We start from the raw sequence: 25,643 nt of genomic DNA, 5'->3' as shown, positions 1-25,643 counted from the left end.
ACTTTTCAGCAAATTCAAAGTATGAATCTTCCCTACGCAGAACCCTATAAGACCAAAATGGTGGAATACATTAAACCGTCCACTGTTGAAGAGCGCAAGAAATGGATTGAAGAAGCCAATTACAACCTTTTCAATCTCTCTTCGGAAAAGGTGTTTATCGACCTCTTGACCGATTCAGGCACGGGGGCCATGAGCGACAAACAATGGGCCGAAATGATGATGGGCGATGAAAGTTATGCAGGATCTCAGTCGTACCTTAAGCTAAAAGACGCTGTTGAAAAAATCACTGGATTCCCCTACTTTTTACCAACTCACCAGGGAAGAGCTGCTGAGAATGTTTTGTTTTCAGTAATGGTGAAGGAAGGGAATATCATACCCGGTAATGCACATTTCGACACCACCAAGGGGCACATTGAATTCAGAAAGGCTACGGCTTTGGATTGCACCATCGATGAAGCATTCGATACCAGTCTGCACCATCCCTTCAAAGGTAACATCGATATCGAAAAGCTTGAGAATGCATTCCGCAGCAATCCGCCAGACAAGATTCCTTTTGTTGTGCATACGATAACATGTAACACAGCGGGAGGGCAGCCAGTGTCCATAGAGAACATCAAAAAAGTATCGCAAGTGTGTAAAAAGTACCACACACCACTAATTATTGATGCTGCGCGCTTTGCTGAAAATGCCTATTTCATCAAGATCAGGGAAGAAGGGTATCAAGACTGGTCCATCAAGAAGATTTGCCGAGAGCTGTTTTCTTATGCTGATGGAATGACCATGAGTGCCAAAAAAGACGGCCTTGTAAATATGGGTGGATTTATAGCCCTTCGTGATGAAGAGCTTTATAAACAAGCTACTGTATTCAATATCATGTACGAGGGTTTCCTTACCTATGGAGGGATGAATGGACGCGATATGGGAGCACTGGCTGTTGGTTTGGACGAGGCCACCGAATTCGATTATCTCGAGACCAGGATAAAACAAGTTGCCTTTTTAGGCGAACGGCTTGTAGAACATGGAATTCCCGTACTTCAGCCTTTTGGGGGGCATGCCATATTTTTAGATGCTAACAAGTTTGTGCCTACCATTCCTCGTAATGAATACAGGGCCCAGGCGTTGGCAATTGAACTCTATATTGAAGGAGGTATCCGGAGCGTTGAAATAGGCACTATCCTGGCCGACCGCGATCCCTTTACCCACCAAAACCGATATCCAGATCTGGAATTAGTGCGGCTTGCTATCCCACGAAGGACCTATTCCTTAAATCATATGCGGTATATAGCGGCAGTCCTTAAAAAGATCTACGATTCCCGTGAACAAGCAAAAAGGGGCTATAGTATAGTGGATGAAGCTCCGATAATGCGTCATTTTACTGTGAAGTTGGAGAAGATTTCACATTAAAAATTGGAAGAACCAGTCAATGACTGGATTCTGAGTAAGCTCCTGTCATGGATCAATAATTCTTTATGGTCAATCCAAAAGTCAGAAACCGGTCAACCCTGGACTGGTCAATAACAACAATACTTTCCAAAACGTGGATGTAGTTGATCTTGAAATTCAGATACTTCCATATCGGCATTTCTAAACTAATATCAGCCCTCCAACGATAATTATTGATCTGCTCAAGTGATGGTTGCACATAACTTTCATGACTGAAAACGATCTTATTTTTAAACAAATGATATTTACCATAGAGCCAAAAGGTCGCTCGGTAGGTTTCGATGGATTCACTGCCGTTATACTCCGGGACATTAAAGGTGGTTAGATTAAAATCGGTGTTCTCATATTCTAATGAGGTGGAGGCCTTCAGCTCGTAGTTCTTCTTATTAAGAATTTTGAAACTCGCTCCTGCCCCCAGGAGATAGCGATAGTTGATCTCCCTGCGGAAATTGGTGCTGAAAAAACCCAAAACGAAAGGATAGATTTTTCGTGTGGGATTAAATTCCAGGAAATTGAGACTTAGAATATCCTCATCGGCCTTCTCCTTATCAAAAGCTTGGTATACATAGGAGTTCTTGGTTTTAAAGACTGTGTTACCCCAAGATCTGAAACTCACTTCCGACTTGGCCCTGAAGATCCATGTGTCAACATTTCCACTTTGCAAAAACCCGGTTACCGACAAGTCTGCCCTTAGTTTTAACGAATCCTTCTCCTTGGTTTGTGCAAAAAGGAAAACAGGAATCAACAATAAACAACAAAGTATCTTTTTCATGCTGTGTTATCGAGAATTAAGCCGTGGTACTAAGCGCCAAATATATCCAATCTTCTTGTAAGTTTGATAATCGTAGAAAAGTAGAACCTTGTTCACTTCACAGCGATAAAGTGAGCTCCACCCTACTTTATCGCTCCTCATATTAGACTATTATCGCACCGCAATAGCCTGTTATTTATCAAATTATTTGAAATTCGACTCTTATTAGACTTGAACCAAAAGTTAGTTCCTCTGTTTAACTTCTAAAACATTTCGAATTTTCGAATGCGCCGGTATGGAAAATATGACTTTTCGTAAGGCCAGTGTTTTCAGTACTTCCACATCGATTGCTCATCTCATTTCCTATGTTGATTCTCTTGTTCGTCGCTTAGATGGACCCAGTCGCTATTCGTGAAGAATGAGTAAAGGAACGGGGCTGCTAAACGTTTGCTTTAGCGTCACACTTTCCTTAAACAAACGGTCTACAAATCCCTTTTGAGCGCGAACAAGACAAACCAGGTCAGCTTGATCCTTCTTTAAATAATTGCTAAGATCCTTATTTATGTCTCCACTTCCTACTTGATATTCTGCCGTAGGATTCAGATCTTCTAAAGTGCTTAAAGCCCTCTCAATCTGAGGTGTCTTCTCTTGAGCAAAATGGAGAAGCCTAAGGTCGCTCTTTTGTAGTCTTGTTATCTTTACTAATGGTTCAATCACTTCATAGCTAGAAAACGGTATGTCACTTACAGCAAAGACTATCTTCTTTACTGACTTAAAATCATAGGCTTTTGGCACAACGATTACGGGCGCCGAAGTTTTTGATATTACTCCCCCGGCAACACTTCCCATAAACACTTCTTTCAATCCACTTGCTCCCGCCGTTCCCATAACTATGAAATCATAATCTCCTTTATTTCCCAATTCAGTTATTGCAGAAACAGCGTAGTCTTTGACAATTTTAGTTTTGAAAACCACATTGGGGAATTTCCCCTGGAAATCTTTCAGAAGTTTTTTCATACTTCTGTTTGCATCATCCTCTAATACGTTATCTATGTTTTTCATCACAAATGCGGTCGATCTTGCTCCGTAAAAATGGATCAATGTAATTTCCAAAGTGTTTGAGCCAAACAATTTGATCGCATAGGTCAATGCATTTGATGAGGCTTCAGAAAAGTCTACTGGAACGAGAATGCTATTCATTTTCAATTCAATTAAAGTGAATGTATATTTTTTTGGTCACGATCTATTACCTAGGTCATCAACAAAAATCGACCATATCGATTCTTTGTTCCTAAGTTACTTATAAATTTATTAAAAGATTCTTTAGAAAAACTTTAGAATAACGCAAGATTGTTACTACACAAGACCTAATCGATTGAAAACCAATCCGCGCAACATTGAGCTGTCATATAGCATACGAATGTGAACATAAAAATACTAAAAAGAGTTTTTGGATTTTGTTTAATACTTAAGTTTCTCTTAAGAATTTCTCAATACTTTTAAGAATGAGTTAAACAAAGCTCATTCCCTATAACACACTTAATCAATAATTAATTTAGTGCATCTTTAAAGATCGTATAATATGAAACTATTAGAAAAGATATTAGTAGCTCTTGATTTCAGTAATTCTTCTGAAAATGTATTAGCAAATGCCATAGAAATGGCGAAAATATTTGACTCGACCATTATCCCAATTCATATTCTGCCGGATAATATTTCCAACGATAAAGTTCGAGAATCACTTCAGGAAACTACTGTTACCAAATTACAAGAAGTTGAAAAACAGATATCGGATGAAGGAGTCTCGGTTAAGAAATCTTTACTAATGACTGGTACTCCGTATAAGGCAATTACGAGAGCAGCTTTGGATACTGGAGCAAACCTGATCCTCATGGGTTCTGGAGAAACCAAGAAAAGTGATTCTTTTCGGTTGGGTACTACAGCTCAACGTGTTATTCATAGAAGCGAAAAACCGGTTTTTATTATTAAGGAAGGCGTTTTACTGAATGTACATCATATATTGTGCCCTGTTGATTTCTCTCCAACTTCGAAACGGGCCCTCAATAACGCAATTACCATGGCTCGAAGGTTTAAATCCGAGTTAACCATTCTGGCTGTCTGTGAGCCTGAGGGTTCCAACTGGTTTTTTTCTGAAAAAGAACAGGAGAGAGAAATTGAACATCAATATTCCATGCACAAAAAGGATTTGGATTCCTTTTTAAAAGATTTCAATCTAAGGGACCTGAATTGGACTAAGGAAATCCCAAAAGGTAATCCTTCTGAAGAAATTCTAAGTAGCATTTCAAGAAAGATGATAGACCTTCTTGTAATAGGTACAGCCGGGCGAACAGGAATTAACAGGATGCTTATGGGAAGCGTTACGGAGAAAGTTGTGCGCGAAGTCCCTTGTTCGTTCCTAACACTAAAATCTCAAGATGTCATCTCCCTGCAATTGGAAACGGATATGCGAGATATTCAGGAGCTACATGAAACAGCCATGAAATTGATAGATGATGGATTTTACGACCAAGCCATTGGTCACTTGGAAGCATGTCTGAGCATCAGTGCAATTCATGTGCCGGCTCACAGAGGTTTAGCTAAGGCGTATGAGAAGCTCGGAGAACAAGAAAAAGCCAATAAGTACAGAGCAAATGTGCGAGATATTCTGGATCAGATGTGGAATCAGAAAATTGAAGATGAGGTACGGAAACTTCGGCGTAAATAGAAAATATCAGTAAAGGATGCAAAAATCAACAGGAAAAGTGACGAGTGTTAGCGAGTCGCTGGTAGGAGCAAAAATCCTTGAGGGTGCTGTGATGAATGGTGAGGTTGCCTACATTGTACTTGAGGATGAAAAAAGACTCAAGGCCGAAGTAATCGACGTAAAGGAAGAAGGTAATGTCTTCTTACAGGTTTTTGAAGATACGCGTTGGATGAAAGTAGGTGATGCCGTTGAGTTTACTGGGCTTCCACTCACTGTTAAACTGGGGCCGGGTATTCTGGGACTGGTTACCGATGGTCTTCAGAATCCACTCTACGAATTGGGTAAGATCGAATGGTTTCTCGAAAGAGGCCTTGAAGTAGATCCTCTAGATACTACCAAAAAATGGCCCTTTACTCCAAAAATCAGTTTGGGAGATAAAGTAACTGGTGGTTCTGTAATAGGCTCTGTGCCAGAAAAACTCTTCGAACATAAAATATTTGTTCCTTTCTCACTTCGTGGTGAATATACTGTTGAGAAGGTCATGAATGCTGGTGAATATACTGTTGATGATTGTATAGGAGTTATCGTGGATGATGCTGGAAACACCACAGAACTCACCATGGCATTTGAATGGCCAGTTAAAATACCTATGCCATTTCACCAGCGTTCCGTTCCCGAAACACCTATGCCAACAGGAATTCGCATATTGGATGCACTCTTCCCTATTGCTTACGGCGGTTCAGCATGCAACCCGGGGCCGTTCGGTGCTGGCAAAACTGTGCTTCAACACAGTTTGGCACGACATTCCCAGGCGGATGTTGTAATTATTGCAGCTTGCGGTGAACGTGCCGGAGAAGCGGTTGAAGTTTTCAAGGATTTTCCCAAATTAACAGATCCACGAACGGGGAAATCATTAATGGATCGCACGTATATCGTGGGTAACACTTCTTCTATGCCAGTGGCAGCCCGTGAAGCATCAGTTTATATGGCTACAACTGTTGGTGAATACTTTCGAAAACAAGGCTTGAACGTGCTGATGTTAGCAGACTCGACTTCAAGATGGGCACAGGCGCTGAGAGAGACATCTGGTAGAAAAGAGGAGATCCCGGGTCCTGAGGCATTTCCCATGTATATCTCAACTCTGATCTCTGCCTTGTACGATCGGGCAGGAGTTGAAATCCTGGAAGGCGGACTTACCGGTTCCCTCAGCATCATTGGCACAGTCTCTCCGGCTGGTGGGAACTTTGATGAGCCGGTAACCCAGGCAACATTGTTAAGCACAGGGGCGTTTTGGGGATTGTCCAGGGCATTGTCCGACGCCCGGAAATATCCGGCGATAGACCGTATAGACAGTAATTCAAAATACCCGTCACTCCTGGAGCATGAAGAAGTAACATATTTACTCGAATTGCTTCGTGACGGACAGACAATAGCCTCTAATATTATTTTAATGGGGGAAAAAGGGATTACCGATGATTCCTATATTCGATACCAAAAGGCTGAGTTACTGGATGCGGTATTCCTACAGCAGAATAGTTTCCATGAGGTAGATGGTGTGACCACCCCGAAACGATTAAGACTAATGTTTAACATGGTGAAAGACATTATTGATACTCCTATCGAAATAAAAGGAAAGCAGGAAATCCGATCTCACTTCAACTTCATTAGGCAGGCTTTTCTTGATTGGAATTATCTGAAGCCTGATGATAAAGAATTCGAAAAACAGAAAAACAAACTCGTTAATCTGGTTAAACTACGATCACATGTTGAGGAAAACATATGAGAATATAGATAGTATCGGCAGGGCTATCTTAACCATTAAGGCCAAGGATATTCACAATAAGGAGATGGCTGAGGTTATTTATCCCGATGGAAGAAAAGCATTAGCTCAGGTTATCGCCCTTGATGGTGACCAAGTAACCTTGCAATTGTTCGGAGGTGGTTTTGGAGTGTCTACAGATTGCAAAATACGTTTTCTCGGCAAACCTGTACAAGTGGGTTTTTCGGATGATATGCTGGGAAGGATATACTCCGGGAACGGACAACCAATAGATGGAGGGCCGGAACTGCTTGCCGATATGGTACGAGTGGCAGGTCCTTCCATTAATCCTGTGAAACGCCTTATTCCGAAAGAAATGATCCGTACCGGCGTTCCTCTTATCGATGTTTTCAACTCATTGGTGCGTTCACAAAAAATACCAATTTTTGCGAAGGCAGGAGAACCGTATAATCGGCTACTTGCCAACATCGCGGCTCAAACCGACGCAGATGTGATCATCATAGGTGGCGTAGGACTAAAATACGATGAATACCATTATTTCAGAAAGCGAATTGAAGAGGCCGGAAGTAAACACAAGACGATCATGTTCATTCATACACATCGTGATTCAATCGTTGAAGGACTAATGGTTCCGGATCTGGCCCTGGCCGTAGCGGAGCAATTCGCACTCCAGGGTAAGAATGCTTTTGTATTGCTGTCGGACATGACACAATGGTCTGATTACCTAAGGCAGCTGGCGAATGCTCAGGACCAGATACCTGCTAACCAGGGGTATCCGGGAGATCTGTATTCCCAGCTCGCCAGCCGCTATGAAAAGGCCGCAGATATTGATGGTGCCGGAAGTCTCACCATTTTGGGGGTTACCACCATGGACGATGTTACTCATCCTGTACCTGACAATACAGGTTACATCACCGAGGGTCAGCTTTACATGAAAGATGGATATCTTGAGCTCTTCGGATCACTGAGTCGGTTAAAGCAACAAGTGAACGATAAAACGAGACCCGACCACCGAAGTATCATGAACGCCATGGCAAAGTTGTTATCCGAGGCTGAAGAACGGGTTAAAGCGCAGAAATTTGGATCGGTTAAGGACGATTACTCCCTGCGTTTACTTGAATACAGAAAAACCTTTCAGAAGGAGTTAATGGATCCCTTCGTCTATGTCGAATTAGAAGATGCATTGGACCTTTGTTGGGATATTCTTGCGCTACATTTCAAAAAGGAAGAAGTTGGGCTATCCTCCAAATTAATAGAGCAGTACTGGCCGGAAGAAAGGAAATTCAAAATACTAAAAGAGATGAGTCATGAGTGAAAAGACCTTGGATCGATTAATCGCCACACTAAAATCGGAGGCTATTGAAGCAGCTGACAATAAAACCAGGGAAATTTTGGAAAATGCGCGAGTGCAGTCCCAAAAGATCATAGAAGAGGCAGAAGCGAAACGAGATGAGATGCTACAAAGTGCTGAATTGGAGGCGGAGGCAACGCGAGAAAAAGGGAAAGCAGCCCTTCAGCAAGCTGCCAGAGATCTTTCCATATCGGTACGAAATGACCTGCTAAAATTACTCAAGTCGGTGCTGGAAAGAGAAGTGAAAGACGGGGTTACTTCAGAAACAATAGTAAATGCAATTCTGAAGATCGTTGAGAATGTGGGTGGTGAAGCAACTGTTGAACTCCCGGAAAATATGCAAAAGGAACTGGCCGATAAAATTCAGCAACGCTTGAGCACTTCAGAAAATCTCGTTTCGATTATCACGGAAAAGAACTTGATCGAAGGTTTTAAAATTTCAAATAAAGACCGAGGGTGGAGTTATGAAATCACCCCGGAAGAAGTAACAGAATTGTTGTTTGCCAATCTCAGTCCGAAATGGATTGAACTCATAAAAAACGAATCCAAGCGATGATCACAGGGAACCTGGAATACGTGATGTGTAGTCTGCCTTATTTGTCTTTCCGGGACGCGGTTGAAGAACGCCACAAGGTTTACTCTCTTTTTTCTAAGTATGCGAACAAGCCCGATAATGAAATGAACCTGGTTGCGATCCTTGATGATGAAGCGGAGAAATTCTTGAGATCAGGCCAATTTCGTCTCTTCAAGAGCATTCGGTTAGAGAACATCCACCTTGAGATCTTTCAGAAAAGTGATCTGGACGTTATAGCGGATTTTTCAAACTATGTATTTCAACAAAAAAAAGGAGTTGAGCAGCTTCGAGTTGGCCGCAGGAACGGAACTGACACTGGTTCTTCTTCAGACCAGATCTTAGCAATTAACCCTGGTAATCCGCTGGAAGAGGAAGTTCATTTATTGAAACTACAATGGAATTATCTTGAAGATATTTCCAGCGGGCAGTACGATAATTTCGGAGCCCTGATCATATATAAACTAAAATTACTGTTACTAATACGTTGGTGGGGTTTCGACCAGAAACAAGGGTTTGAGAATTTTTTAAAAATAATTAAGGAAGACTAGTCATGGCCGATAAGATCCTTATGAATAAGAATACCCTGGCTAGCCTTAAGAAGGAACTCGCTGAATACAACACTGCCCTTCCAGTATTCGAAATGAAAGAACAGCAGCTAAAAGAGGAGGTCCGGATCGTAGAAAACAATATTAATCGTATAGAAGAATCAATGATTGCTACGAATGAGGAGGTTAAAAATTGGATCGCTGTCATGGCTGAAGATATCGCAGGTCTGAATGAACTTGTTTCAATTGATAGGATAATCACACGAAAAAGGGAAATAGCAGGTGTGACTGTTGTCGTGTTTGAAGATATTGAGTTTGAAGATACGGAAATCGACCTTTTCAACACTCCGTTGTGGGTCGATGCTGCATCTGAAGTAGTTCGTGACCAAAAAATGAATTTTTCCATCTTGCAAATAGAACGTAGAAATCTCGAATTACTCTCGGAAGAATGGGCGGAGGCCCGAAGAATGAAGAATGCACTTCAGGAGGTATTCATTCCGGAAACCATGGAAAACATTCGAAAAATTGAAATTTATCTAGGAGACGTAGAGCGATTGGCCATCGGGTGCGCTAAATTGGTAAAAAAGAAGAAAGAAGAAAATAAGGCAACGGCATGATCGTAAGGATGAAAGAAATACTATTATTCGCCTCCGCTCGTAATGTGGATGATACCATCCTTCAGTTAGGTGAACTGGGTGCGATTGAAATCCGGGAAGTCAATGGCTCAGACAATGGAACTGCAGAAAGACGTAAGCTCATCCTTGAGCGAGCAGAACATGTTATCAAAATTCTAAAAGACCACCCGAAAAAGAAAACAGATGACAGGGATGGCAAAAAATACATCTCCAGAGATCCAAAACAGATCGTTGACAGAGTGTTACGGGCTGAAGAAATCAAGCAGATATGCCAGGAAAAACTTGAGGACTTATACAAGCAACGCGAATGGTACCAAACCTGGGGCATTGAAGTTGATAGTAAAGAGATCGTCTATCTGAAGGAAAAAGGCATCTTCCTCCGTTTGTACCTATTGGATAAAACGATGGCTAAATCCGCAAATCAAAAATATTTCACCATGACCATGCCGGAACAAAACGGTAAGGTTCCATTGGTATTAGTTGGCAGGAATGAATCAGAAAAGCTGGAACATCAAGAAGAAGCTTTACCTGAACTGTCCTTCGAAAATCTTTGCTACCAAATTGGAAGAAAGGAAAGGCAACTCCTGAGGGTTGAAAAGTTTATGGAAGATCGGACAGGAAATATAAGCATGCTCGAATTATATAAGGATCAATTGTCTGAACAATTGCGTGCGCAGCAGACCCTGCAGGGCATGGGTGATATCGATGGCAGGCTCAAGTATCTGAAGGGGTACCTTCCCACAATCAATGTTAAGGATTTTATTGCCGCTGCCGAAGCCAATAATTGGGGTTATCACATCTCGGAACCGGAGAAGCCCGAGGACGTTCCCGTTTATATAAAGAATCCCAAATGGATCAGCATCATCAACCCGGTAATGAAGTTCATTGACATAGTACCTGGCTACAAGGAAGTGGATGTATCAATATATTTTTTAATTGCTTTCGCACTGTTCTTTGCTATGCTCGTTGGAGATGCCGGCTACGGATTTATATTTCTTCTGTTAACATTTTTCCTGCGTAAAAAGTTGAGTCCGCAGCTGAGGGTATTGATCTTAGTGCTGAGTGGAGCAACTATCGTTTGGGGCGTCTTCAGCGGTACTTATTTTGGTTCTGAAAAGATTGCGGCAATCCCGGTATTGAACGACCTGATAATTCCTGAAATTGCTAGTTTTGGAGTGGACAATATTTCATTTATGATGCATCTATCATTTTTAATCGGAACCATTCACCTCACCATTGCTCATGGAATTCGAGTGTTCCGATTCATCAACTCCATCAGATTCTTAAGTGAGATAGGCTGGATTGCATTGGTATGGGGATTGTTCTTCGTGTCTGAACAACTTGTGTTAGGAAACCCCATGCCCTCCTGGGGTAATTGGCTTTTTGTAGTTGGAGCATCATTCGTAGCACTCTTCTCCGCAGAAAGTAAAAACTTTTTGAAAAGTGTTGGTGTTTCCCTGGCAAACTTACCGCTTAGTCTAATCAGTGGATTCTCGGATATCGTTTCGTATGTTCGACTTTTCGCTGTGGGGATGGCTACAGCTGCGGTCGCTGCGAGTTTTAACAATATGATCATCCCTGAAGAAACGGAAGGAATTGGCATCTTAAAACTAGTTGTGATGGCATTTGCATTACTTTTAGGGCATGGGCTGAATATCGTTCTGGCTCTAATGGCGGTTATGGTTCATGGTATAAGACTCAATATGTTGGAGTTTGCAGGACATCTGGGCGTCCAGTTTTCCGGAGAAGCCTTTAAACCTTTTAAATTGAATTCCCCCGGTAATAGTTTTAAATCGAATAAATAATTATTGATTCCGAAGTATATAATTTAAAAACAAGATTATGGTAGATATCATATTTTTAACAACACAAGTATCAGGCCTTGGTGATATGGGTTTATCTCTCAGTATAGCATCAATAGGATCCGCTATAGGAACCGGGATTGCTGGAATGGCTGCTGTTGGTGCCTGGAAGAAAATGATTCTCAGTGGCCAAAAGACAGCTATGGCTATGCTTATTTTTGTGGGTGCACCGCTCTCCCAGGTCATCTATGGAATGATCCTAAAGAACGCCATTGCAGATGCTAACCTATCTCCCGATACTTACATTTGGCAAACTATCATTGGACTTGGCGCAGGTGCCGCAATGGCAGGGTCTGCCATATTCCAGGGCAAAGCCGGGGCTCGTGCCTGCGACGCCATTGCTTCGGGCGCAAGTGATACGGCAAAATACATTATGATCATCGGTATCGTGGAGACTGTGGCACTCTTTGTTATGATATTCACAATGACCGGATTACCAACGGGGTAATTGTAACTGCTGTCTCCTTTATAGGGATGTCCCAGACAATGGCCCCATATGCACCTATCCCCACAAGTGCGAAAGCTGTTTTTAATAACAGGGCGATATACGTACCTATGCCACCTATAGTTCCCATCATTGGTCCAAGGCTGCGATCGAGAAAGAAATAAGCTCCTCCGGATCGCGGTAAGGCAGTCGAAATCTCGGCGACACTAAACATTGAAGGTAATATTAATATGGCTGCAAGAAAATAGGCCAATATTACTGATGGGCCGGTATATTGAGCAGCTACTCCCGGTAGTAAGAAAAAGGCCGAACTGAACATTGCCCCGGTGCTTATGGCAAATACATCGAATAGACCTAATTCCTTTTTAAGCTTCACAGTATCCTATTTGATTGTTCTTCTGCTATGTTTACAGGTCTACAATTCAGGTAGCACCAGCAGTGGCACCTTATTGCTGAATACCTGGGCTTTTGTGACACTTTTTCTGAAGACGCTTCTAATGAAGCTCCGTTTTCTTCGGATCATACAAAGAAGATCGCAATGCTCCTTTTCAATGAATTGGTTAATGGTTTCATTGATGCTTTTTGAAATTCGTACTTCGTGAAAATTCGTTTCCACACCTTCAAGCAGTGCTCCGAGCTTCCAGCCTACATGGTCTTTCTCATGCTCTATGACGTTGAGTAAGCTCACTTTGGCATTAAACCTTTTGGCCAGTTCAGTTAGGGCTGATAACACATTGGGCACTAATAAATTATGGTCGATTGAGAGAACGATATTCTTAAGCCTGTGGAATGAGTGTCCGGGAGGTACAACCAGCACCGGTACTTTGGCATTTTGCAACGCAGTAGCCGCAGTACTGCCAAAAAATATCTTTGAAATGCCCGTTGATCCGGTACTGCCCAAAACTATCATATCTATCCCAAACTCATCCACTTTTCTGCTGAACAGGGACAAGATCGTATCCTCCTCTACGAAGGTGCGAATCCATAACCCTTTCTCTTCAATTCTTTTGGAATATTTGAGTTTCGTTCTTTTCATTCTGCGCTCTAACTCCTTAGCATAAGGCTGTTGATCCTTCGGATATTCGAGGTTATATGTAACCTTGTCAAACGAATACATGTGGCATAGATAAATGTTGCTCTCTAACCATCCGGCCAATTCAATGGCATATTCCAAGGCATTGTCGGCAACTGGTGAAAAATCGGTAGGTACGAGAATCTTTTTCATGATATTACTTTATTCAATTCCAAGGAGTTACTAAAAACGGAACCTTAATATGAAGCCCTATTTGCTTGATTTCCGATTTACTAAAAAGGCGTTCCAGGAAGGTGTGTTTGTTTTTGATCATCACTAGAAAATCTATTGTACTCCCTAACTGATATTCATTTATTGTGTCACGTACGTTTTCTCCGTGTACAAGCTGGAAATCATGGTCGATGTCCGACAAGACACCATCCAATGTCGATTTGTTACTATTCTGGTCTTCTGAAAGTTCTAATTGAGGTGAAATATGCAATACCCTAATACGTGACTTATGACATTTGGAAATATGCAACAGCTCTGCCAACTGTTTATCAGAGTAGGCAATCTCGTAGTCTGTTGGGAATAAGACTTCTTTCGGTGGCTTATATGTAAACTCAGACGGAATTGCCAGTAAGGGTGTATTTAATTTTCTTATGGCCTGCGTGGTATTCGACCCAAAAAACTTGTTCTTGGCTCCGGTAGCACCATGGGTGCCCATAACTACCAGGTCGATACTATCCTTTCTAATCGTCTTCTTGATTTCCCCTATCATAGTATTCATTGCTGAATGTTCGAAAAAAATATGTTTGTCTGATTTATATTTTTTAGCAAGCTTATCTGATAGAGCTGCCAGTCCTTTTTTCGATTTTTGGGGGGTTGAATCCTCCAGTTCATCATGCCAGGGATAGTGTTCATCATATTGAGCAGAAGGCAAAAAGGTGTTCAACAGATGAAATTCGCATTCTTCGCTTTTAAAAAGATTAAGGGCATAGACTGCTGCATTTTCAGCGTTTTTTGAAAAATCTGTAGGAATTAGAATTTTTTTCATCGCAATAGAAATCTATAATAGAACGCTTTTAACATTATAATTTAAGATAAAAACCTTTAGGAAAGTTTAAGATTTTATTGCCTTAATACCAATAACTATTAGGGTGATTGCCAATTTATATTTTTAAATTTGCTTGCAACACGAATCTTGTTTCATTTGCTGAAACTATTGTTCCTATTACCAATTTAGTTCCTTTCAGAATAAACTCTAAATGTGAGCAGTCATGAAAGTACTTGTAATTGAAGACAATCTTGAACTACTGCAGGATATTAAAAGTTTTCTGGAGGAGGAAGGAAACATCTGCGAAATCGCACCCACATACAAATCGGCCATGGGAAAAATCGGTTTCTTCCCTTACGACATACTTGTGGTAGATATCACTTTACCTGACGGCAATGGCCTGGACATAATCAGAGAGGTGAAAAAGGAAAACATCGATATAGGGATTATAATTATTTCGGCCAAGAATTCGGTTGGAGATAAAATTCATGGTTTGGAAATCGGAGCAGATGATTATTTGACAAAGCCATTTTACCTGGCGGAACTCAATGCCCGGATCAAAGCGCTATACCGAAGAAAAGCCTACCAGGGTAGTCGGGAGATCTACTTTAATGAAATCAAGATAAAGCCTGACAGCTATGAGATTTTTATTAACGACAAACCTATGAACCTTACTAAAAAAGAGTTTGACATCATTCATTTCTTCGTTGTTAACAAGCATCGTCTTTTAACAAAAGAAGCCATTGCGGAACACTTATGGGGTGACCATATCGAAATGGCAGATTCTTATAAATTCATTTACACCCACCTGGCCAACCTGCGCAAGAAAATTGGCGAATTGGGAGGCAAAAACTATATTCAATCTATCTACAGTGTTGGATATAAATTTACCGACCAAGAATGGACCTAATTCGCAAAACAAATACAAGTTACCTCATTTTTCTTGCCTTCCTTATGCCCATCATGATAGGCGCAGATTACTTTCTCATTCAGTATCTGTTCAACAGTGAAGTGGAAGAGACGCTTTTACATGAAGAAGAGCGTATTCAATATCACCTGGCAAAAGACGGGGATCTACCTATATCCAACTATCTTCACGAGGTGACCCCAATTGATAAAGGATTTGAATTGAACCCAAAATTTAAAGACACTTTGTTTTTCGAGGCTTATACAGACAAAAATATTCCTTATAGATTATATTCATTTAGCTCTTCAATTGACCAAAAGCCCGTTAAAATAACATTGAGACATATGTTGCCGGAGATCGAAGAGCTGATTTGGTTTTTTTTCATTGCAACTTTCGCGATATTGCTTTTACTGGTTATAGGGCTCTATCTAATCCATCAGGAAATTTACAGATCGACGTGGCATCCATTCTTCAAAAATCTATCTATGCTCAAGCAATATGATTTCTCGAAAATGGAATCCACACAGCTGAATTCTTCAGGAATTCGTGAATTTGAAGAAATAAATCAAGTTATCATAACCCTTATGGAACAAGTAAGGAAGGATTTTCAAAATCTCAAGGAATTCAATGAGAATATCTCACATGAAATTCAGACCCCTTTGGCCATTATTCGAAACAAAGTAGTCCATTTATTAGAAAGCAAAAACTTAAATAAAAATGAACTTCGTCAGGTTGAGTCGATCTACCAGGAAACTAATAAGCTGTCTAAAATAGGAAAAGCCCTAACCCTAATCTCGAGAATCGAGAATCAGGAATTCAAACGATTGGATCGAGTAGACGTAAGTACCCTTGTTGAGAACATCCTAAACAATATGGAGGAGATCATCAATTTTAAGAATCTTGACATATCCACGGAGCTCCAACCCATGACCATTGAATGTGACCATATTCTTGCCGACATCCTTTTTACAAATCTCATCAATAATGCCATTCAGCATAATAAAGAAGGAGGATGGATTAAAATAAGGCTCAGTACTGACACATTTGAGATAACCAATTGTGGTGATGTTTCAGAGGTAAAACCGGATAAGCTATTTGATAGATTTCAAAAGGGAAGTTCATCTAAAGACTCATTAGGACTTGGTCTGGCTATCAATCAAAAGATATGCGAAATCTATGAGTTCACCTTGAACTATGAATCCAAAGAAGAAATTCATACATTTTCATTGAGATTTAAAGCCTAAGTATGAGAAATTTCATCCTTATTGATTGGCTTTTCAATAAGTCGCTATTTTTAAAATTCCTATTTACTCCGGTCTATAGAGTTTTTCCATGAAAAAAGCCCTCACTTTCGTAAGAGGCCTGTAGTCGCTTAGTTTGGAAATTATAACCCTCGCCTGGGATAATTTATAGACTTAAGTGTTTCCTTAAGCAATAATTTAAGCATTCTTTTCCCAGTAGTAGTTTTAAAATATTTTTCTCTGCGAATTGCATCCTTTTTGTTGGAAAAGAACTCACAATAAACCAATCTCAAGGGTCTCCTCTTTGCAGTGCTGATCGTACGTCCAATGTTATGGTCAATTAATCTCTTCTCTAAATTTGTTGTATAACCATGATACAATAACAGATCTCTTTCACTTTGCAATACATAAACACAGTAAGGTAACACCATAACAAACGCAAAAAACCCATGCCGTTATAGCATGGGTTTTAAATCCGAAAATCGCAGTAAAGTAGAATTTCATTCACTTCACCGCGATAAAGTGAGCTCTGCTCTACTTTATCGCTCCTCCAGCTGGACTCGAACCAGCGACACCCTGATTAACAGTCAGGTGCTCTAACCAACTGAGCTATGGAGGAATGGTTATCGCTTAAAGCGGACGCAAATATAATTTTTTTTTAAGTGCTGCAAAAAAGAAATATTACTTTTTTTACTGGAACAGCCAGCGATAGATATCATTACCATTCGCAAACAGAACCAGCGCAATAAGCAGGAAGAATCCGATCATCTGCGCATACTCCAGGAATTTATCTCCAGGTTTACGACCCGTGACCATTTCATACAATAAAAATGCAACATGACCCCCGTCCAGAGCCGGAATTGGCAACACATTCATAAAGGCCAGAATAATAGAGATCAAAGCTGTTGTATGCCAGAATGCTACCCAACTCCAGGTAGGTGGAAATAGATTTCCTATGGCTCCAAAACCACCGATCTGTGTGGCCCCTTTAGCTGTAAATACATATTTGAACTGCTTCACATAATCGCGAAGTATGTCGTATCCGTAACCAATTCCTCTCGAGAAACTAGCACCAAGACCATAGGTGACATGAGTTCTACTTATTAGAGATCGATCATAATCCACACCTATCTGTCCATTCTCATTAGGTGTAACATCGATAGATACGTTCTCTCCTCCTCGAGATACCACAATAGTGTTCACGGAATCCTTTCGCTTTTTTACTTCAGCTCGGAAATCATGGTAATACTCTATTGGTGTACCATTAACACTAACTATCCTATCCCCGTTCTTAAATCCTGCCGAAAAAGCCGGGTAATCCGGGATCACCGTATCCATAACAGGCTGTAGCAAAGGGATAAATGGTTCTATTACATCCGATTCAAACATTACTGAACCAATATCCTCTGGTAAATTGATTGTTTCGACATTCCCGTCCGAATGCCTTACCTCAACGGCTGTAACATCTCTCAGCAGAAGTTCTTTGTTAATATCAGATACATCTCTGAATTCTTTTCCATTCACACGAAGAATCTTATCCCCATCCTGAAAACCATATGCTTCGAATGATTCATCTACGGCATATCCGTTAGGCATATCTTCATTGGTGGTGATATACTCACCGTGGAAATACATAATACCCACGTAGATGAGCATCCCGACAATAATATTCACTGTAACTCCCCCAAGCATGATTATCAAACGCTGCCAAGCTGGTTTGGATCGGAATTCCCAGGGCTGAGGTGGCTGGGCCATCTGCTCTTTATCCATACTCTCATCGATCATCCCGGAAATTTTCACATAACCTCCTAGCGGAAGCCATCCAATTCCATATACCGTATCCCCGATCTTCTTTTTGACCAGGGCAAACTTCACATCAAAGAAGAGAAAGAACTTCTCAACCCGGGTCTTAAATAACTTGGCGGGGATAAAGTGACCCAGTTCGTGAAGCACGATCAATATGGATAAGCTTAAAATTAGCTGAATAGCCTTAACTGCAAATGGACTCATATAGCAATAAAATTGAGCACAAAAGTAACCTTTTTAGCGCTTCTTATGAAAATAAAAACAAAACGAGCTGCCAGTCTTACAAAATATTTAACTGTTACGGCATGGACATTATATTGTACGGTTGTAATTTTGCTCTGCTATGTTGAAATTTTTTGCCAAATACAAGTTCTTCGGAATTGTCCTGCTCGTGCTTTCTGCTATCATCATCACAATCATGTACCAGGCACTTGACCCCAAGAAAGTACTCCCGATCTATCAGCCGGATGACGTCACGTCCGAACTGGTTGACAGCACAGTTCAGCATATTCGGAAATACCATACCATAGCCGATTTCAGCCTTACGAATCAGAATGGGGAAATTATCACTCAGGAAGATTATAAGCAAAAAATTTATGTGGCCGACTTCTTCTTCACCACCTGTCAGACGATTTGCCCTATCATGACCGACCACATGGTTGAAATTCAAAAACAACTAAAGGATGACCAGGAAGTACTGCTGCTCTCCCATAGTGTGACTCCCGAAATTGACAGTGTGGCCCAGCTAAAAAAATACGCGGTCGAAAAAGGTGTGGACGACTCCAAATGGAATCTGGTAACCGGAGATAAAAAGGAGATCTATGAACTGGCTCGTAAATCCTATCTCGCGGCCAAAGATGTTCCCTACAGTGAATACGACCTTATACATACAGAGAATTTTGTCCTGGTAGATAAGAAAAGAAGAATCCGTGGTTTTTACGACGGTACAAATCCTGAAGATATTTCGAAATTACTTGAAGATATCAAAGTACTGAAGAGTGAATAATTCCCCTTCGTATCACTTTTTTTGCTGCCCAATTTAGTGTACATTTGCATTGTTTATAATCAATCTAAATAGCACGTATGCTCACCATTGCCGATCTTCAAAAGGGACAGAACGCTATAATAAAGAGCTTTCCTCTAGAATCGGTTCCTTTAAAACTCCTCGAAATGGGTTGTCTTCCCGGCAATGAAGTTGAACTAGTTCAACAAGCGCCTTTCAACGATCCATTGTACCTGAACATAAACGGCAGCCACCTGGCCATTCGGAAGGAAACCGCAGAGAAGATCGAAATTCAACTGAAGTAATTCATGGCCCGGCAAATCAACGTAGCCCTCATTGGTAATCCAAATACCGGAAAGACTTCAGTCTTCAACCGACTTACCGGCCTTAACCAAAAAGTGGGTAACTACCCGGGCATCACCGTTGAAAAGAAAGAAGGGGTCTGCAAGCTGGATCGCACTTTAAAAGCACACGTCCTGGATCTCCCGGGCACCTATAGCCTCAATGCTTCATCTCTGGATGAGAGCGTAGTGATCGAACTCCTTCTGAACAAAAACGACAAGGATTTTCCCGATGTTGCGGTGGTAGTGGCAGAAATAGAAAACCTGAAAAGGAACCTACTGCTCTTTACTCAAATAAAAGATCTTGGGATTCCTACCATCCTGGTGATCAATATGGCCGACCGCATGAAGCGAAAAGCTATTTCGCTGGATGTTGAAAAACTGGAGCAGCAACTGGAAACAAAGATCGCCCTGGTAAGTGCGCGGAAGAATGAAGGATTCGACTACCTGAAAGAATTAATTTTCAATTACAACACTCTCTCCCTAAAACCCTGCTTAAACGCTTCCTCTATCTCCACTGAATATTTCGACAGGCTACGGACAGCCTTTCCCGATCAGCACCTGTATAAACTATGGTTGGTTATAACACAGGATGTAAACTTCGGTAAACTGGACAGGCAGGAGTACAAAGGAATGGCCTCTTTCAAGACTGAATCCGAAAGCACCCTGAAACGACTTCAGCAAAAAGAAACCATTGCCAGGTACAAGTTCATTAACGAGGTGCTCAAGGAATCACTATTTGTGGACAGCAAAAAGGCTAAAGACCTCAGGAGCCGGTTAGACAGGGTGCTTACCCACCACATTTGGGGATATGTGATCTTCTTCGGAATACTTCTTTTGATTTTCCAGGCGATCTTCGATTGGAGTAGCTATCCTATGGACTTTATCGACAGCACCTTTGCTTCACTTAGTGAGTGGATGAAAAAAACATTGCCGCCGGGTGATTTTACCAGCCTGATCGCCGAAGGTATTGTCCCCGGTTTAGGCGGGATCGTGATCTTTATTCCGCAGATCGCATTCCTCTTTCTCTTCATATCCATACTGGAGGAGTCCGGCTATATGAGCCGAGTGGTCTTTCTGATGGACCGAGTCATGCGAAGATTTGGCCTGAGCGGAAAAAGTGTGGTTCCCCTCGTCTCAGGAACTGCCTGTGCCATTCCTGCGATCATGGCAACACGAAATATTGAAAGTTGGAAGGAACGCCTTATCACTATCCTGGTAACGCCCTTCACTACCTGTGCCGCCAGGTTGCCGGTCTATCTCATTATAATCGCCCTCATAATTCCCGAGGAGAGGGTGATGGGCATCTTTAGTCTGCAGGGACTTACCCTTATGTTTCTCTATATCTTAGGTTTCGCATCAGCTGTATTTTCTGCCTGGTTGCTCAATAAAGTACTGAAGATCCGTTCCAAAACCTTTTTTGTGGTTGAAATGCCCAATTATAAGGTTCCTATGTTTAAAAATGTGGGGATTACCGTGGTTGAGAAGACGAAATCATTCGTAGTAGGAGCAGGAAAGATCATTTTGGCTATATCGATCATCCTTTGGGTTTTGGCATCCTACGGCCCGGGCGATTTCAACAATGCGGAAGAGATCGTTGCTCAACAATCCCGTGCCGAAAACCTTTCCAAAGAAGAATTGGAAACCAGGATTGCTGCTTTCAAATTGGAGAAATCATATATCGGAATTCTTGGAAAAGGTATTGAACCCGCCGTGGAGCCTTTGGGCTACGACTGGAAAATAGGGATTGCCATTGTGAGTTCCTTTGCAGCTCGAGAGGTGTTCGTTGGAACCCTTGCTACCATTTATAGCGTGGGAAGTGAAGAAGAAGAAACTATTAAGAACAGAATGGCCGCCGAAGTGAATCCAGTATTAGGCACACCTCGATTTAACTTCGCGAGTGGTGTGTCACTTCTCTTGTTTTATGCCTTCGCTATGCAGTGTATGAGTACGCTGGCCGTGGTTAAAAAAGAAACTAATAGCTGGAAATGGCCTATGTGGCAACTGGTAGTGATGAGTGCCATTGCCTATGTAGTAGCTCTTGGCGCATATCAATTTTTAAGTTAACTTTGAACTATGCAAACTGTACTGGTACTAATAACATTTTCTCTGGCTGTTGGATTTCTTCTGAAGAAATTCGTCTGGGACCCGATCTTCGAGTCGCGCAAGAGGACCGTTACTACTGTTGATGGCGGACGTACCAAATGTGGCAACAAAGATTGTGCTTGCCACTAGTTTTCCTTCTTCACCTTCTTAACCAATAAAGAATAATCCAGTTCCTCCCCGGGGACCTGGGGATAGGGACTAATCCCGATAGCTTCGTAGTGAAAATCATCCGTCTCAGCAACCAAATTATTGCTGGTCTCTCCCTGTCTTATCGCTCCAAATATCAATTCTCGTGAACTTGCATTCTCTCTGTCCAGAGCGATAGTTATTTTAACCCTTGCGCTACCAGCCCAAACACATTGAACTTCACGCGGGCACCTGGAATCTTCCAGCACTTCAGAAAATGTAATCTGGGTTCCGTCGAGTGTAATAGTTTCTCCCAATTGGATCTTTATAGCGATCTGAGGGGGATCTACCTTTTCCTCCTGGGGATATACCGAGAAAACTATTCCGAAGAAAACCAAAGCACATATTGATCTCATGTCAAACATTTTAATAAAGATAACGAGAAATCCGTGCCAAACTATCCAAGTCCAACATCAAGCGACATCATCACAATAAAACCTCCAATAAATCCCATGGTGGCAAGATCTGTGTACTTGTCTCTTTGTGTTTCAGGGATTACCTCCTCAACCACGACGAATATCATGGCTCCGGCCGCAAAGGCTAATGCATAAGGAAGAATCGGGTCGAATATACTTACCGCAACTGCTCCTAAAACTGCCGCTACCGGTTCCACAACAGCAGAAAGTTGTCCGTACCAGAAACTCTTGAATCTGGAAACACCTTCACGTCTAAGCGGCATGGAAACCGCAAAGCCCTCTGGAAAGTTCTGAATACCAATACCAATGGCCAGTGAAATGGCAGCAATAATCATTTCTGTTTGTTCAACACCAACCATTGTGGCTGCTGCTCCAAACAATACCCCTACGGCTAACCCTTCCGGAATATTATGCAAGGTAATTGCCAAAACCAGTAGCGTGGTTCGATGCCAGTTGGTTTTTACTCCTTCAGCTTCCGACTTTCTAAAATTAATGTGCAGGTGAGGTAACAATTTGTCAAGTCCGAAAAGGGTTAATGCTCCCAGGAGGAAGCCCGTTGCTGCAGGGATTACTTTTATGAATCCCTCGCCTTCGCTGTTATCAATGGCAGGAGCTAATAAGCTCCAGAAGCTTGCCGCCACCATTACACCTCCTGTAAAACCCAACATCGCATCAAGTAAAGCGCGGCTGGCTTTTCTAAAGAAAAACACCAATCCTGCGCCTAAGGCAGTAAGTCCCCAGGTGAACACAGAAGCATAAAAAGCGGCTAAAATTGGATTCTGTTTCGCAAATTCAACTAATTGATCTAACATAATTCTTTAGTTTAATTTAATATTCTGTAACTAACACCCCCGCTAATGAGTATATCCTGTCCTTCATTGATCCCTGTGCCAACCGTAGCGTCCAGTTGCAGGTCGTTGGAAAGCCGGTAGGTTATACCCGCATCCCAAAAATGATTCGCCCTGCTGTTTTCCGGGAAATCACCATATACTTCGGCGTAGAGACCAATCTTTTCGGAAACGCTGTAACCGTACGATACAGAATAAAGGAAGTTAGCTTCAGGAGAATCATTTCGCCAGGCCGCTCCCAGGTTGTACCCAATTCCGGATTTTTCACTAATTGTATGAGAAGCTGCGATCCTGAAATCTGCACCCGTAGTTTCAGGACGGTAGTCCGAACCTGCTGTAAATGGCAAATAAATATGTCCAACTAAGGCCACTTCCGGCATGAGTCCTTTTTCCTCGGTCACTTGAACTTTCATTCCCGCCAGTAGCGGTGAAAAGCCACTGCTAATATCCATCAGCTCCATTCCATTTACCGTAGTGCGCCCTTCTTCGAAATTCCAACCTAACCGCAGCTCAAAATTCTTCAGGATCCCGTACCGCAACAAAGTGGTATTATAACCAAGAACTTCCTGCTTTACCCCATTCTCTTCCGAAGAGGTGTAAAACGCTCCTGTTTCTATTTGAAGCGCCCCCTTAAGAACCGTGCTGGACGCCTCAGTAACATCCGGTCGATCGGTAACCATAGGCTCTTTCACATCACTATTTTCCTGGGCAATCGCCACGGCTGAAATCAACAGAGCAACTGATACTGATTTAATTTGTTTGTACATATAGATTCTCTGCAATTTTTTTTGAAATAAAGAATTGGTCGCGTCCTACCTGTATCACCATGGATCCGTCGAAGAATTCCTTACCCAGAACCGTGACCTTGGTCCCGATCGTGATCTTCTTCTTATCCAGGTATTGTAGGAAATCGCTACTGGACTCCTTAACCCCCACACACACGCCGCGTTGTTTTTTATTGAGTTCTGAAAGTAGTTTCTTCTCGGTACGCTTTACATTTCCATGCTTGTCAGGAATTGGATCGCCGTGCGGATCGAAATCAGGACTACCAAGAAACTTGTCCAGCCTGGAGATGAGTTCTTCAGACTTGATATGCTCCAATTGCTCTGCGATCTCATGCACCTCATCCCAATGAAAATTCAGTTTTTCCACTAGAAACACTTCCCACAACCTGTGTTTTCTAATCACATTGGCTGCGGTCTTACGCCCATCCGAAGTAAGTAATGCTCCTTTATACCGTTTATAGGAAAGTAGTTTTTTATCCGCCAATTTGCGAATCATATCCGTCACCGAAGACGGTTTAGTGCTCATACGCTCTGCGATAGCGTTGGTGCTTACCTCCCCCTTGGTTTGCTGTTCAAGGTGGTAGATAGCCTTCAAATAATTTTCTTCTGCCAACGAATACATGGGGCAAAAGTAAATATATTTTTGGATTTATCTATTATGTTTTTTTAGACAACCCTAAATATTGTGTTCAACTAATCGACTGTCAGGCCATATCCGCCTTTAACGAGGCACTTATCTGTAGGTTTCAGGCGGTCCGTAGGCTGAATGGCCGAGTGACCGTTAGAGGTTTCAATCACCACAACAGCTACCAACTCAAAACTGTATTCTTGACTGTTTTGCTCAATTACTTTCAGTACGTAGGTGTTGTCCTCCTTTGTGATTATAGCGGTTTCAGGAAGGCTCAGTCTTTTGATCTCACCCGTTTTAATTGCAGCTTCAATGAACATCCCAACAGAGAAATTCAAACTATCCGATTTTTCAAAATGCCCATGAACCTTGGTCGTCCTTTTAACTTCATCTATTTGTGCCCCTACTAAATGTACTTCTCCTGAATAGCTTTCTGTGGAACGTTCCGGAAAGTAGAATTCTATGTGCTGCCCTTCCTTTACATCCATGGCATCTCTTTCAAACACCTCCAGCTCCAAATGCACATGATCACTATTCACCAACCTCATGATCTCATCGGTAGGAGTAACATAGGAACCTTTGTTTGCTGAAATTTTAGTAACAGTGCCGGATATTGGTGCGTATATGCCCACACTGGACACGATGCGGCCATTCATTACCCCAACAGGATCAATGTTTAGCATTCTCAGCTGCTTATCAAGGGTATTGTATACTGCCAGGTTTCTTTTGTAATCGGCTTCCGCTTTCAGATAGTTCTTCTGGGAAGTGATTCTTTCATCGTACAGGGTCTTCTGTCGCTCATACTCATTTTCAAGGAATGACAGTTGTTCCGACGCATCCAGAAATTCCTGCTGCAATCGGATATACTCCGGATTCTCAATGGTTAGAAGTCTCTGGCCTTTCTTTACCTTATCTCCAACGAGCAATAGGATCTCTTTGATATGACCCCCACCCAGAGCGCTAATAACGGCCTTATTGGCGGGAGGGGCATCGATAATTCCCGAGGTGCGAATATATCTAGGGAAATCCATTTCTTTCGGACTTCCAAGTTCCATCTGTCCTGTTTGGAATTGAGTGGATGTTACCCGGATTTCTGAAAAAGCGTCTCCTTCATTTGAATTCGTTTCATCCGGGGATTGCTGTTCCTTGTTCTTTCCGCAAGCAACAAATAGTGATAAAACCAGGATAGATATTATTATTCTTGGTAGCATAGCTAA

Annotated in this window: 27 protein-coding genes and 1 tRNA gene; 15 read left to right on the top strand and 13 right to left on the bottom strand. The window is 41.8% G+C overall.

Annotated features, from left to right (window positions below; genetic code table 11):
• Positions 1-21: 21 nt before the first annotated feature.
• The gene (locus J1N09_RS00315) at positions 22-1,404 is read left to right on the top strand and encodes a tryptophanase (RefSeq protein WP_265197386.1); all 1,383 of its coding nucleotides are present in this window, start codon (positions 22-24) and stop codon (positions 1,402-1,404) included.
• A gap of 52 nt (positions 1,405-1,456) precedes the next feature.
• On the opposite strand, the gene J1N09_RS00310 is transcribed toward J1N09_RS00315, so the two are convergent.
• Together J1N09_RS00310 and J1N09_RS00305 are read right to left on the bottom strand one after the other, a co-directional pair.
• A complete protein-coding gene (locus J1N09_RS00310; RefSeq protein WP_265197385.1) occupies positions 1,457-2,215 on the bottom strand; it encodes a DUF481 domain-containing protein in 759 nt (252 codons plus the stop codon).
• 384 nt (positions 2,216-2,599) lie between these two features.
• A complete protein-coding gene (locus tag J1N09_RS00305) occupies positions 2,600-3,394 on the bottom strand; it encodes a universal stress protein (RefSeq protein ID WP_265197384.1) in 795 nt (264 codons plus the stop codon).
• Between the two features lie 382 nt (positions 3,395-3,776).
• Between J1N09_RS00305 and J1N09_RS00300 the strand changes: the two genes are divergently transcribed.
• Genes J1N09_RS00300 through J1N09_RS00265 form a run of 8 tightly spaced genes read left to right on the top strand, consistent with a single transcriptional unit; the run spans position 3,777 to position 12,093 of the window.
• Positions 3,777-4,919 (top strand): universal stress protein, encoded by a 1,143-nt coding sequence (locus J1N09_RS00300; RefSeq protein WP_265197383.1) that lies wholly within the window; start codon positions 3,777-3,779, stop codon positions 4,917-4,919.
• Between the two features lie 16 nt (positions 4,920-4,935).
• Entirely contained in the window at positions 4,936-6,681 is a 1,746-nt protein-coding gene (locus tag J1N09_RS00295; RefSeq protein WP_265197382.1) for a V-type ATP synthase subunit A, read from the top strand.
• Complete coding sequence (locus J1N09_RS00290) at positions 6,662-7,993, top strand: V-type ATP synthase subunit B (protein WP_265197381.1); 1,332 nt, start codon at positions 6,662-6,664, stop codon at positions 7,991-7,993. The genes J1N09_RS00295 and J1N09_RS00290 overlap by 20 nt, the downstream gene beginning before the upstream one ends.
• Positions 7,986-8,585 carry a hypothetical protein gene (locus J1N09_RS00285; RefSeq protein ID WP_265197380.1) on the top strand — a complete coding sequence of 200 codons (600 nt, stop codon included), beginning with the start codon at positions 7,986-7,988 and terminating at the stop codon, positions 8,583-8,585. The genes J1N09_RS00290 and J1N09_RS00285 overlap by 8 nt, the downstream gene beginning before the upstream one ends.
• Positions 8,582-9,151: a DUF2764 family protein gene (locus J1N09_RS00280; RefSeq protein WP_265197379.1), complete on the top strand. Its 570-nt coding sequence runs from the start codon at positions 8,582-8,584 to the stop codon at positions 9,149-9,151. Before J1N09_RS00285 ends, J1N09_RS00280 begins: the two co-directional genes overlap by 4 nt.
• 2 nt (positions 9,152-9,153) lie before the next feature.
• On the top strand, positions 9,154-9,765 hold the full coding sequence (locus tag J1N09_RS00275) for a V-type ATP synthase subunit D (RefSeq protein WP_265197378.1): 612 nt from the start codon (positions 9,154-9,156) through the stop codon (positions 9,763-9,765).
• A gap of 8 nt (positions 9,766-9,773) precedes the next feature.
• Positions 9,774-11,588 carry a V-type ATP synthase subunit I gene (locus J1N09_RS00270; RefSeq protein ID WP_265197377.1) on the top strand — a complete coding sequence of 605 codons (1,815 nt, stop codon included), beginning with the start codon at positions 9,774-9,776 and terminating at the stop codon, positions 11,586-11,588.
• A gap of 37 nt (positions 11,589-11,625) precedes the next feature.
• On the top strand, positions 11,626-12,093 hold the full coding sequence (locus J1N09_RS00265) for a hypothetical protein (RefSeq protein WP_265197376.1): 468 nt from the start codon (positions 11,626-11,628) through the stop codon (positions 12,091-12,093).
• On the opposite strand, the gene J1N09_RS00260 is transcribed toward J1N09_RS00265, so the two are convergent.
• The 3 genes from J1N09_RS00260 to J1N09_RS00250 are packed head-to-tail and all read right to left on the bottom strand — an operon-like array spanning position 12,065 to position 14,159.
• Positions 12,065-12,466 (bottom strand): amino acid permease, encoded by a 402-nt coding sequence (locus tag J1N09_RS00260; protein WP_265197375.1) that lies wholly within the window; start codon positions 12,464-12,466, stop codon positions 12,065-12,067. The genes J1N09_RS00265 and J1N09_RS00260 overlap by 29 nt on opposite strands.
• A 39-nt stretch (positions 12,467-12,505) precedes the next feature.
• The gene (locus tag J1N09_RS00255; RefSeq protein ID WP_265197374.1) at positions 12,506-13,315 is read right to left on the bottom strand and encodes a universal stress protein; all 810 of its coding nucleotides are present in this window, start codon (positions 13,313-13,315) and stop codon (positions 12,506-12,508) included.
• A gap of 13 nt (positions 13,316-13,328) precedes the next feature.
• Positions 13,329-14,159, bottom strand: a complete 831-nt coding sequence (locus J1N09_RS00250) for a universal stress protein (protein ID WP_265197373.1) — start codon at positions 14,157-14,159, stop codon at positions 13,329-13,331.
• Positions 14,160-14,382: 223 nt separating this feature from the next.
• On the opposite strand from J1N09_RS00250, the gene J1N09_RS00245 reads away from it, so the two are divergent.
• Positions 14,383-15,069 (top strand): response regulator transcription factor, encoded by a 687-nt coding sequence (locus tag J1N09_RS00245; RefSeq protein WP_265197372.1) that lies wholly within the window; start codon positions 14,383-14,385, stop codon positions 15,067-15,069.
• A complete protein-coding gene (locus tag J1N09_RS00240) occupies positions 15,060-16,310 on the top strand; it encodes a sensor histidine kinase (RefSeq protein WP_265197371.1) in 1,251 nt (416 codons plus the stop codon). The genes J1N09_RS00245 and J1N09_RS00240 overlap by 10 nt, the downstream gene beginning before the upstream one ends.
• Positions 16,311-16,450: 140 nt before the next feature.
• Here the strand turns inward: J1N09_RS00240 and J1N09_RS00235 are convergent, their stop codons facing one another.
• The 3 genes from J1N09_RS00235 to rseP all read right to left on the bottom strand — a co-directional run bounded on the left by J1N09_RS00235 (position 16,451) and on the right by rseP (position 18,317).
• The gene (locus J1N09_RS00235; protein WP_265197370.1) at positions 16,451-16,738 is read right to left on the bottom strand and encodes a GIY-YIG nuclease family protein; all 288 of its coding nucleotides are present in this window, start codon (positions 16,736-16,738) and stop codon (positions 16,451-16,453) included.
• Positions 16,739-16,852: 114 nt separating this feature from the next.
• A tRNA-Asn gene (locus J1N09_RS00230) sits at positions 16,853-16,926 on the bottom strand.
• A 71-nt stretch (positions 16,927-16,997) separates the two neighbouring features.
• The gene (rseP, locus tag J1N09_RS00225) at positions 16,998-18,317 is read right to left on the bottom strand and encodes an RIP metalloprotease RseP (protein WP_265197369.1); all 1,320 of its coding nucleotides are present in this window, start codon (positions 18,315-18,317) and stop codon (positions 16,998-17,000) included.
• A gap of 139 nt (positions 18,318-18,456) precedes the next feature.
• Between rseP and J1N09_RS00220 the strand changes: the two genes are divergently transcribed.
• The 4 genes from J1N09_RS00220 (at position 18,457) to J1N09_RS00205 (ending at position 21,692) form a co-directional block, all read left to right on the top strand.
• Positions 18,457-19,119: an SCO family protein gene (locus J1N09_RS00220; protein WP_265197368.1), complete on the top strand. Its 663-nt coding sequence runs from the start codon at positions 18,457-18,459 to the stop codon at positions 19,117-19,119.
• A gap of 77 nt (positions 19,120-19,196) precedes the next feature.
• On the top strand, positions 19,197-19,421 hold the full coding sequence (locus J1N09_RS00215) for a FeoA family protein (protein ID WP_265197367.1): 225 nt from the start codon (positions 19,197-19,199) through the stop codon (positions 19,419-19,421).
• Between the two features lie 3 nt (positions 19,422-19,424).
• Positions 19,425-21,524 carry a ferrous iron transport protein B gene (gene feoB, locus J1N09_RS00210; protein ID WP_265197366.1) on the top strand — a complete coding sequence of 700 codons (2,100 nt, stop codon included), beginning with the start codon at positions 19,425-19,427 and terminating at the stop codon, positions 21,522-21,524.
• Positions 21,525-21,533: 9 nt separating this feature from the next.
• Positions 21,534-21,692, top strand: a complete 159-nt coding sequence (locus tag J1N09_RS00205) for a hypothetical protein (RefSeq protein WP_265197365.1) — start codon at positions 21,534-21,536, stop codon at positions 21,690-21,692.
• Here the strand turns inward: J1N09_RS00205 and J1N09_RS00200 are convergent.
• From J1N09_RS00200 to J1N09_RS00180, 5 genes are all read right to left on the bottom strand, one after another.
• Positions 21,689-22,105: a hypothetical protein gene (locus J1N09_RS00200; RefSeq protein WP_265197364.1), complete on the bottom strand. Its 417-nt coding sequence runs from the start codon at positions 22,103-22,105 to the stop codon at positions 21,689-21,691. The two genes, J1N09_RS00205 and J1N09_RS00200, sit on opposite strands and share 4 nt — an antisense overlap.
• 41 nt (positions 22,106-22,146) lie before the next feature.
• Positions 22,147-22,977 carry a ZIP family metal transporter gene (locus tag J1N09_RS00195; RefSeq protein WP_265197363.1) on the bottom strand — a complete coding sequence of 277 codons (831 nt, stop codon included), beginning with the start codon at positions 22,975-22,977 and terminating at the stop codon, positions 22,147-22,149.
• Positions 22,978-22,988: 11 nt separating this feature from the next.
• Positions 22,989-23,780, bottom strand: coding sequence for a transporter (locus tag J1N09_RS00190; RefSeq protein WP_265197362.1), 792 nt, complete (start codon positions 23,778-23,780; stop codon positions 22,989-22,991).
• Positions 23,764-24,420, bottom strand: coding sequence for a metal-dependent transcriptional regulator (locus J1N09_RS00185; protein ID WP_265197361.1), 657 nt, complete (start codon positions 24,418-24,420; stop codon positions 23,764-23,766). Before J1N09_RS00185 ends, J1N09_RS00190 begins: the two co-directional genes overlap by 17 nt.
• A gap of 71 nt (positions 24,421-24,491) precedes the next feature.
• The gene (locus J1N09_RS00180; RefSeq protein ID WP_265197360.1) at positions 24,492-25,637 is read right to left on the bottom strand and encodes an efflux RND transporter periplasmic adaptor subunit; all 1,146 of its coding nucleotides are present in this window, start codon (positions 25,635-25,637) and stop codon (positions 24,492-24,494) included.
• Positions 25,638-25,643 lie beyond the last annotated feature (6 nt).

It is taken from the genome of Aureitalea sp. L0-47 (assembly GCF_026126405.1).
GTDB lineage: Bacteria > Bacteroidota > Bacteroidia > Flavobacteriales > Flavobacteriaceae > Pukyongia.
Note: the sequence above shows the minus strand (reverse complement) of the source record. Positions and strands in the feature narration are given on the sequence as shown.

What these genes read in the sequence shown, in the direction of transcription:
- J1N09_RS00315 (WP_265197386.1), top strand. Translation starts at nt 22, where the DNA reads ATGAATCTTCCCTACGCAGAACCCTATAAGACCAAAATGGTGGAATAC.
- J1N09_RS00310 (WP_265197385.1), bottom strand. Translation starts at nt 2,215, where the DNA reads ATGAAAAAGATACTTTGTTGTTTATTGTTGATTCCTGTTTTCCTTTTT.
- J1N09_RS00305 (WP_265197384.1), bottom strand. Translation starts at nt 3,394, where the DNA reads ATGAATAGCATTCTCGTTCCAGTAGACTTTTCTGAAGCCTCATCAAAT.
- J1N09_RS00300 (WP_265197383.1), top strand. Translation starts at nt 3,777, where the DNA reads ATGAAACTATTAGAAAAGATATTAGTAGCTCTTGATTTCAGTAATTCT.
- J1N09_RS00295 (WP_265197382.1), top strand. Translation starts at nt 4,936, where the DNA reads ATGCAAAAATCAACAGGAAAAGTGACGAGTGTTAGCGAGTCGCTGGTA.
- J1N09_RS00290 (WP_265197381.1), top strand. Translation starts at nt 6,662, where the DNA reads ATGTTGAGGAAAACATATGAGAATATAGATAGTATCGGCAGGGCTATC.
- J1N09_RS00285 (WP_265197380.1), top strand. Translation starts at nt 7,986, where the DNA reads ATGAGTGAAAAGACCTTGGATCGATTAATCGCCACACTAAAATCGGAG.
- J1N09_RS00280 (WP_265197379.1), top strand. Translation starts at nt 8,582, where the DNA reads ATGATCACAGGGAACCTGGAATACGTGATGTGTAGTCTGCCTTATTTG.
- J1N09_RS00275 (WP_265197378.1), top strand. Translation starts at nt 9,154, where the DNA reads ATGGCCGATAAGATCCTTATGAATAAGAATACCCTGGCTAGCCTTAAG.
- J1N09_RS00270 (WP_265197377.1), top strand. Translation starts at nt 9,774, where the DNA reads ATGAAAGAAATACTATTATTCGCCTCCGCTCGTAATGTGGATGATACC.
- J1N09_RS00265 (WP_265197376.1), top strand. Translation starts at nt 11,626, where the DNA reads ATGGTAGATATCATATTTTTAACAACACAAGTATCAGGCCTTGGTGAT.
- J1N09_RS00255 (WP_265197374.1), bottom strand. Translation starts at nt 13,315, where the DNA reads ATGAAAAAGATTCTCGTACCTACCGATTTTTCACCAGTTGCCGACAAT.
- J1N09_RS00250 (WP_265197373.1), bottom strand. Translation starts at nt 14,159, where the DNA reads ATGAAAAAAATTCTAATTCCTACAGATTTTTCAAAAAACGCTGAAAAT.
- J1N09_RS00245 (WP_265197372.1), top strand. Translation starts at nt 14,383, where the DNA reads ATGAAAGTACTTGTAATTGAAGACAATCTTGAACTACTGCAGGATATT.
- J1N09_RS00240 (WP_265197371.1), top strand. Translation starts at nt 15,060, where the DNA reads ATGGACCTAATTCGCAAAACAAATACAAGTTACCTCATTTTTCTTGCC.
- J1N09_RS00235 (WP_265197370.1), bottom strand. Translation starts at nt 16,738, where the DNA reads ATGGTGTTACCTTACTGTGTTTATGTATTGCAAAGTGAAAGAGATCTG.
- rseP (WP_265197369.1), bottom strand. Translation starts at nt 18,317, where the DNA reads ATGAGTCCATTTGCAGTTAAGGCTATTCAGCTAATTTTAAGCTTATCC.
- J1N09_RS00220 (WP_265197368.1), top strand. Translation starts at nt 18,457, where the DNA reads ATGTTGAAATTTTTTGCCAAATACAAGTTCTTCGGAATTGTCCTGCTC.
- J1N09_RS00215 (WP_265197367.1), top strand. Translation starts at nt 19,197, where the DNA reads ATGCTCACCATTGCCGATCTTCAAAAGGGACAGAACGCTATAATAAAG.
- feoB (WP_265197366.1), top strand. Translation starts at nt 19,425, where the DNA reads ATGGCCCGGCAAATCAACGTAGCCCTCATTGGTAATCCAAATACCGGA.
- J1N09_RS00205 (WP_265197365.1), top strand. Translation starts at nt 21,534, where the DNA reads ATGCAAACTGTACTGGTACTAATAACATTTTCTCTGGCTGTTGGATTT.
- J1N09_RS00200 (WP_265197364.1), bottom strand. Translation starts at nt 22,105, where the DNA reads ATGAGATCAATATGTGCTTTGGTTTTCTTCGGAATAGTTTTCTCGGTA.
- J1N09_RS00195 (WP_265197363.1), bottom strand. Translation starts at nt 22,977, where the DNA reads ATGTTAGATCAATTAGTTGAATTTGCGAAACAGAATCCAATTTTAGCC.
- J1N09_RS00190 (WP_265197362.1), bottom strand. Translation starts at nt 23,780, where the DNA reads ATGTACAAACAAATTAAATCAGTATCAGTTGCTCTGTTGATTTCAGCC.
- J1N09_RS00185 (WP_265197361.1), bottom strand. Translation starts at nt 24,420, where the DNA reads ATGTATTCGTTGGCAGAAGAAAATTATTTGAAGGCTATCTACCACCTT.
- J1N09_RS00180 (WP_265197360.1), bottom strand. Translation starts at nt 25,637, where the DNA reads ATGCTACCAAGAATAATAATATCTATCCTGGTTTTATCACTATTTGTT.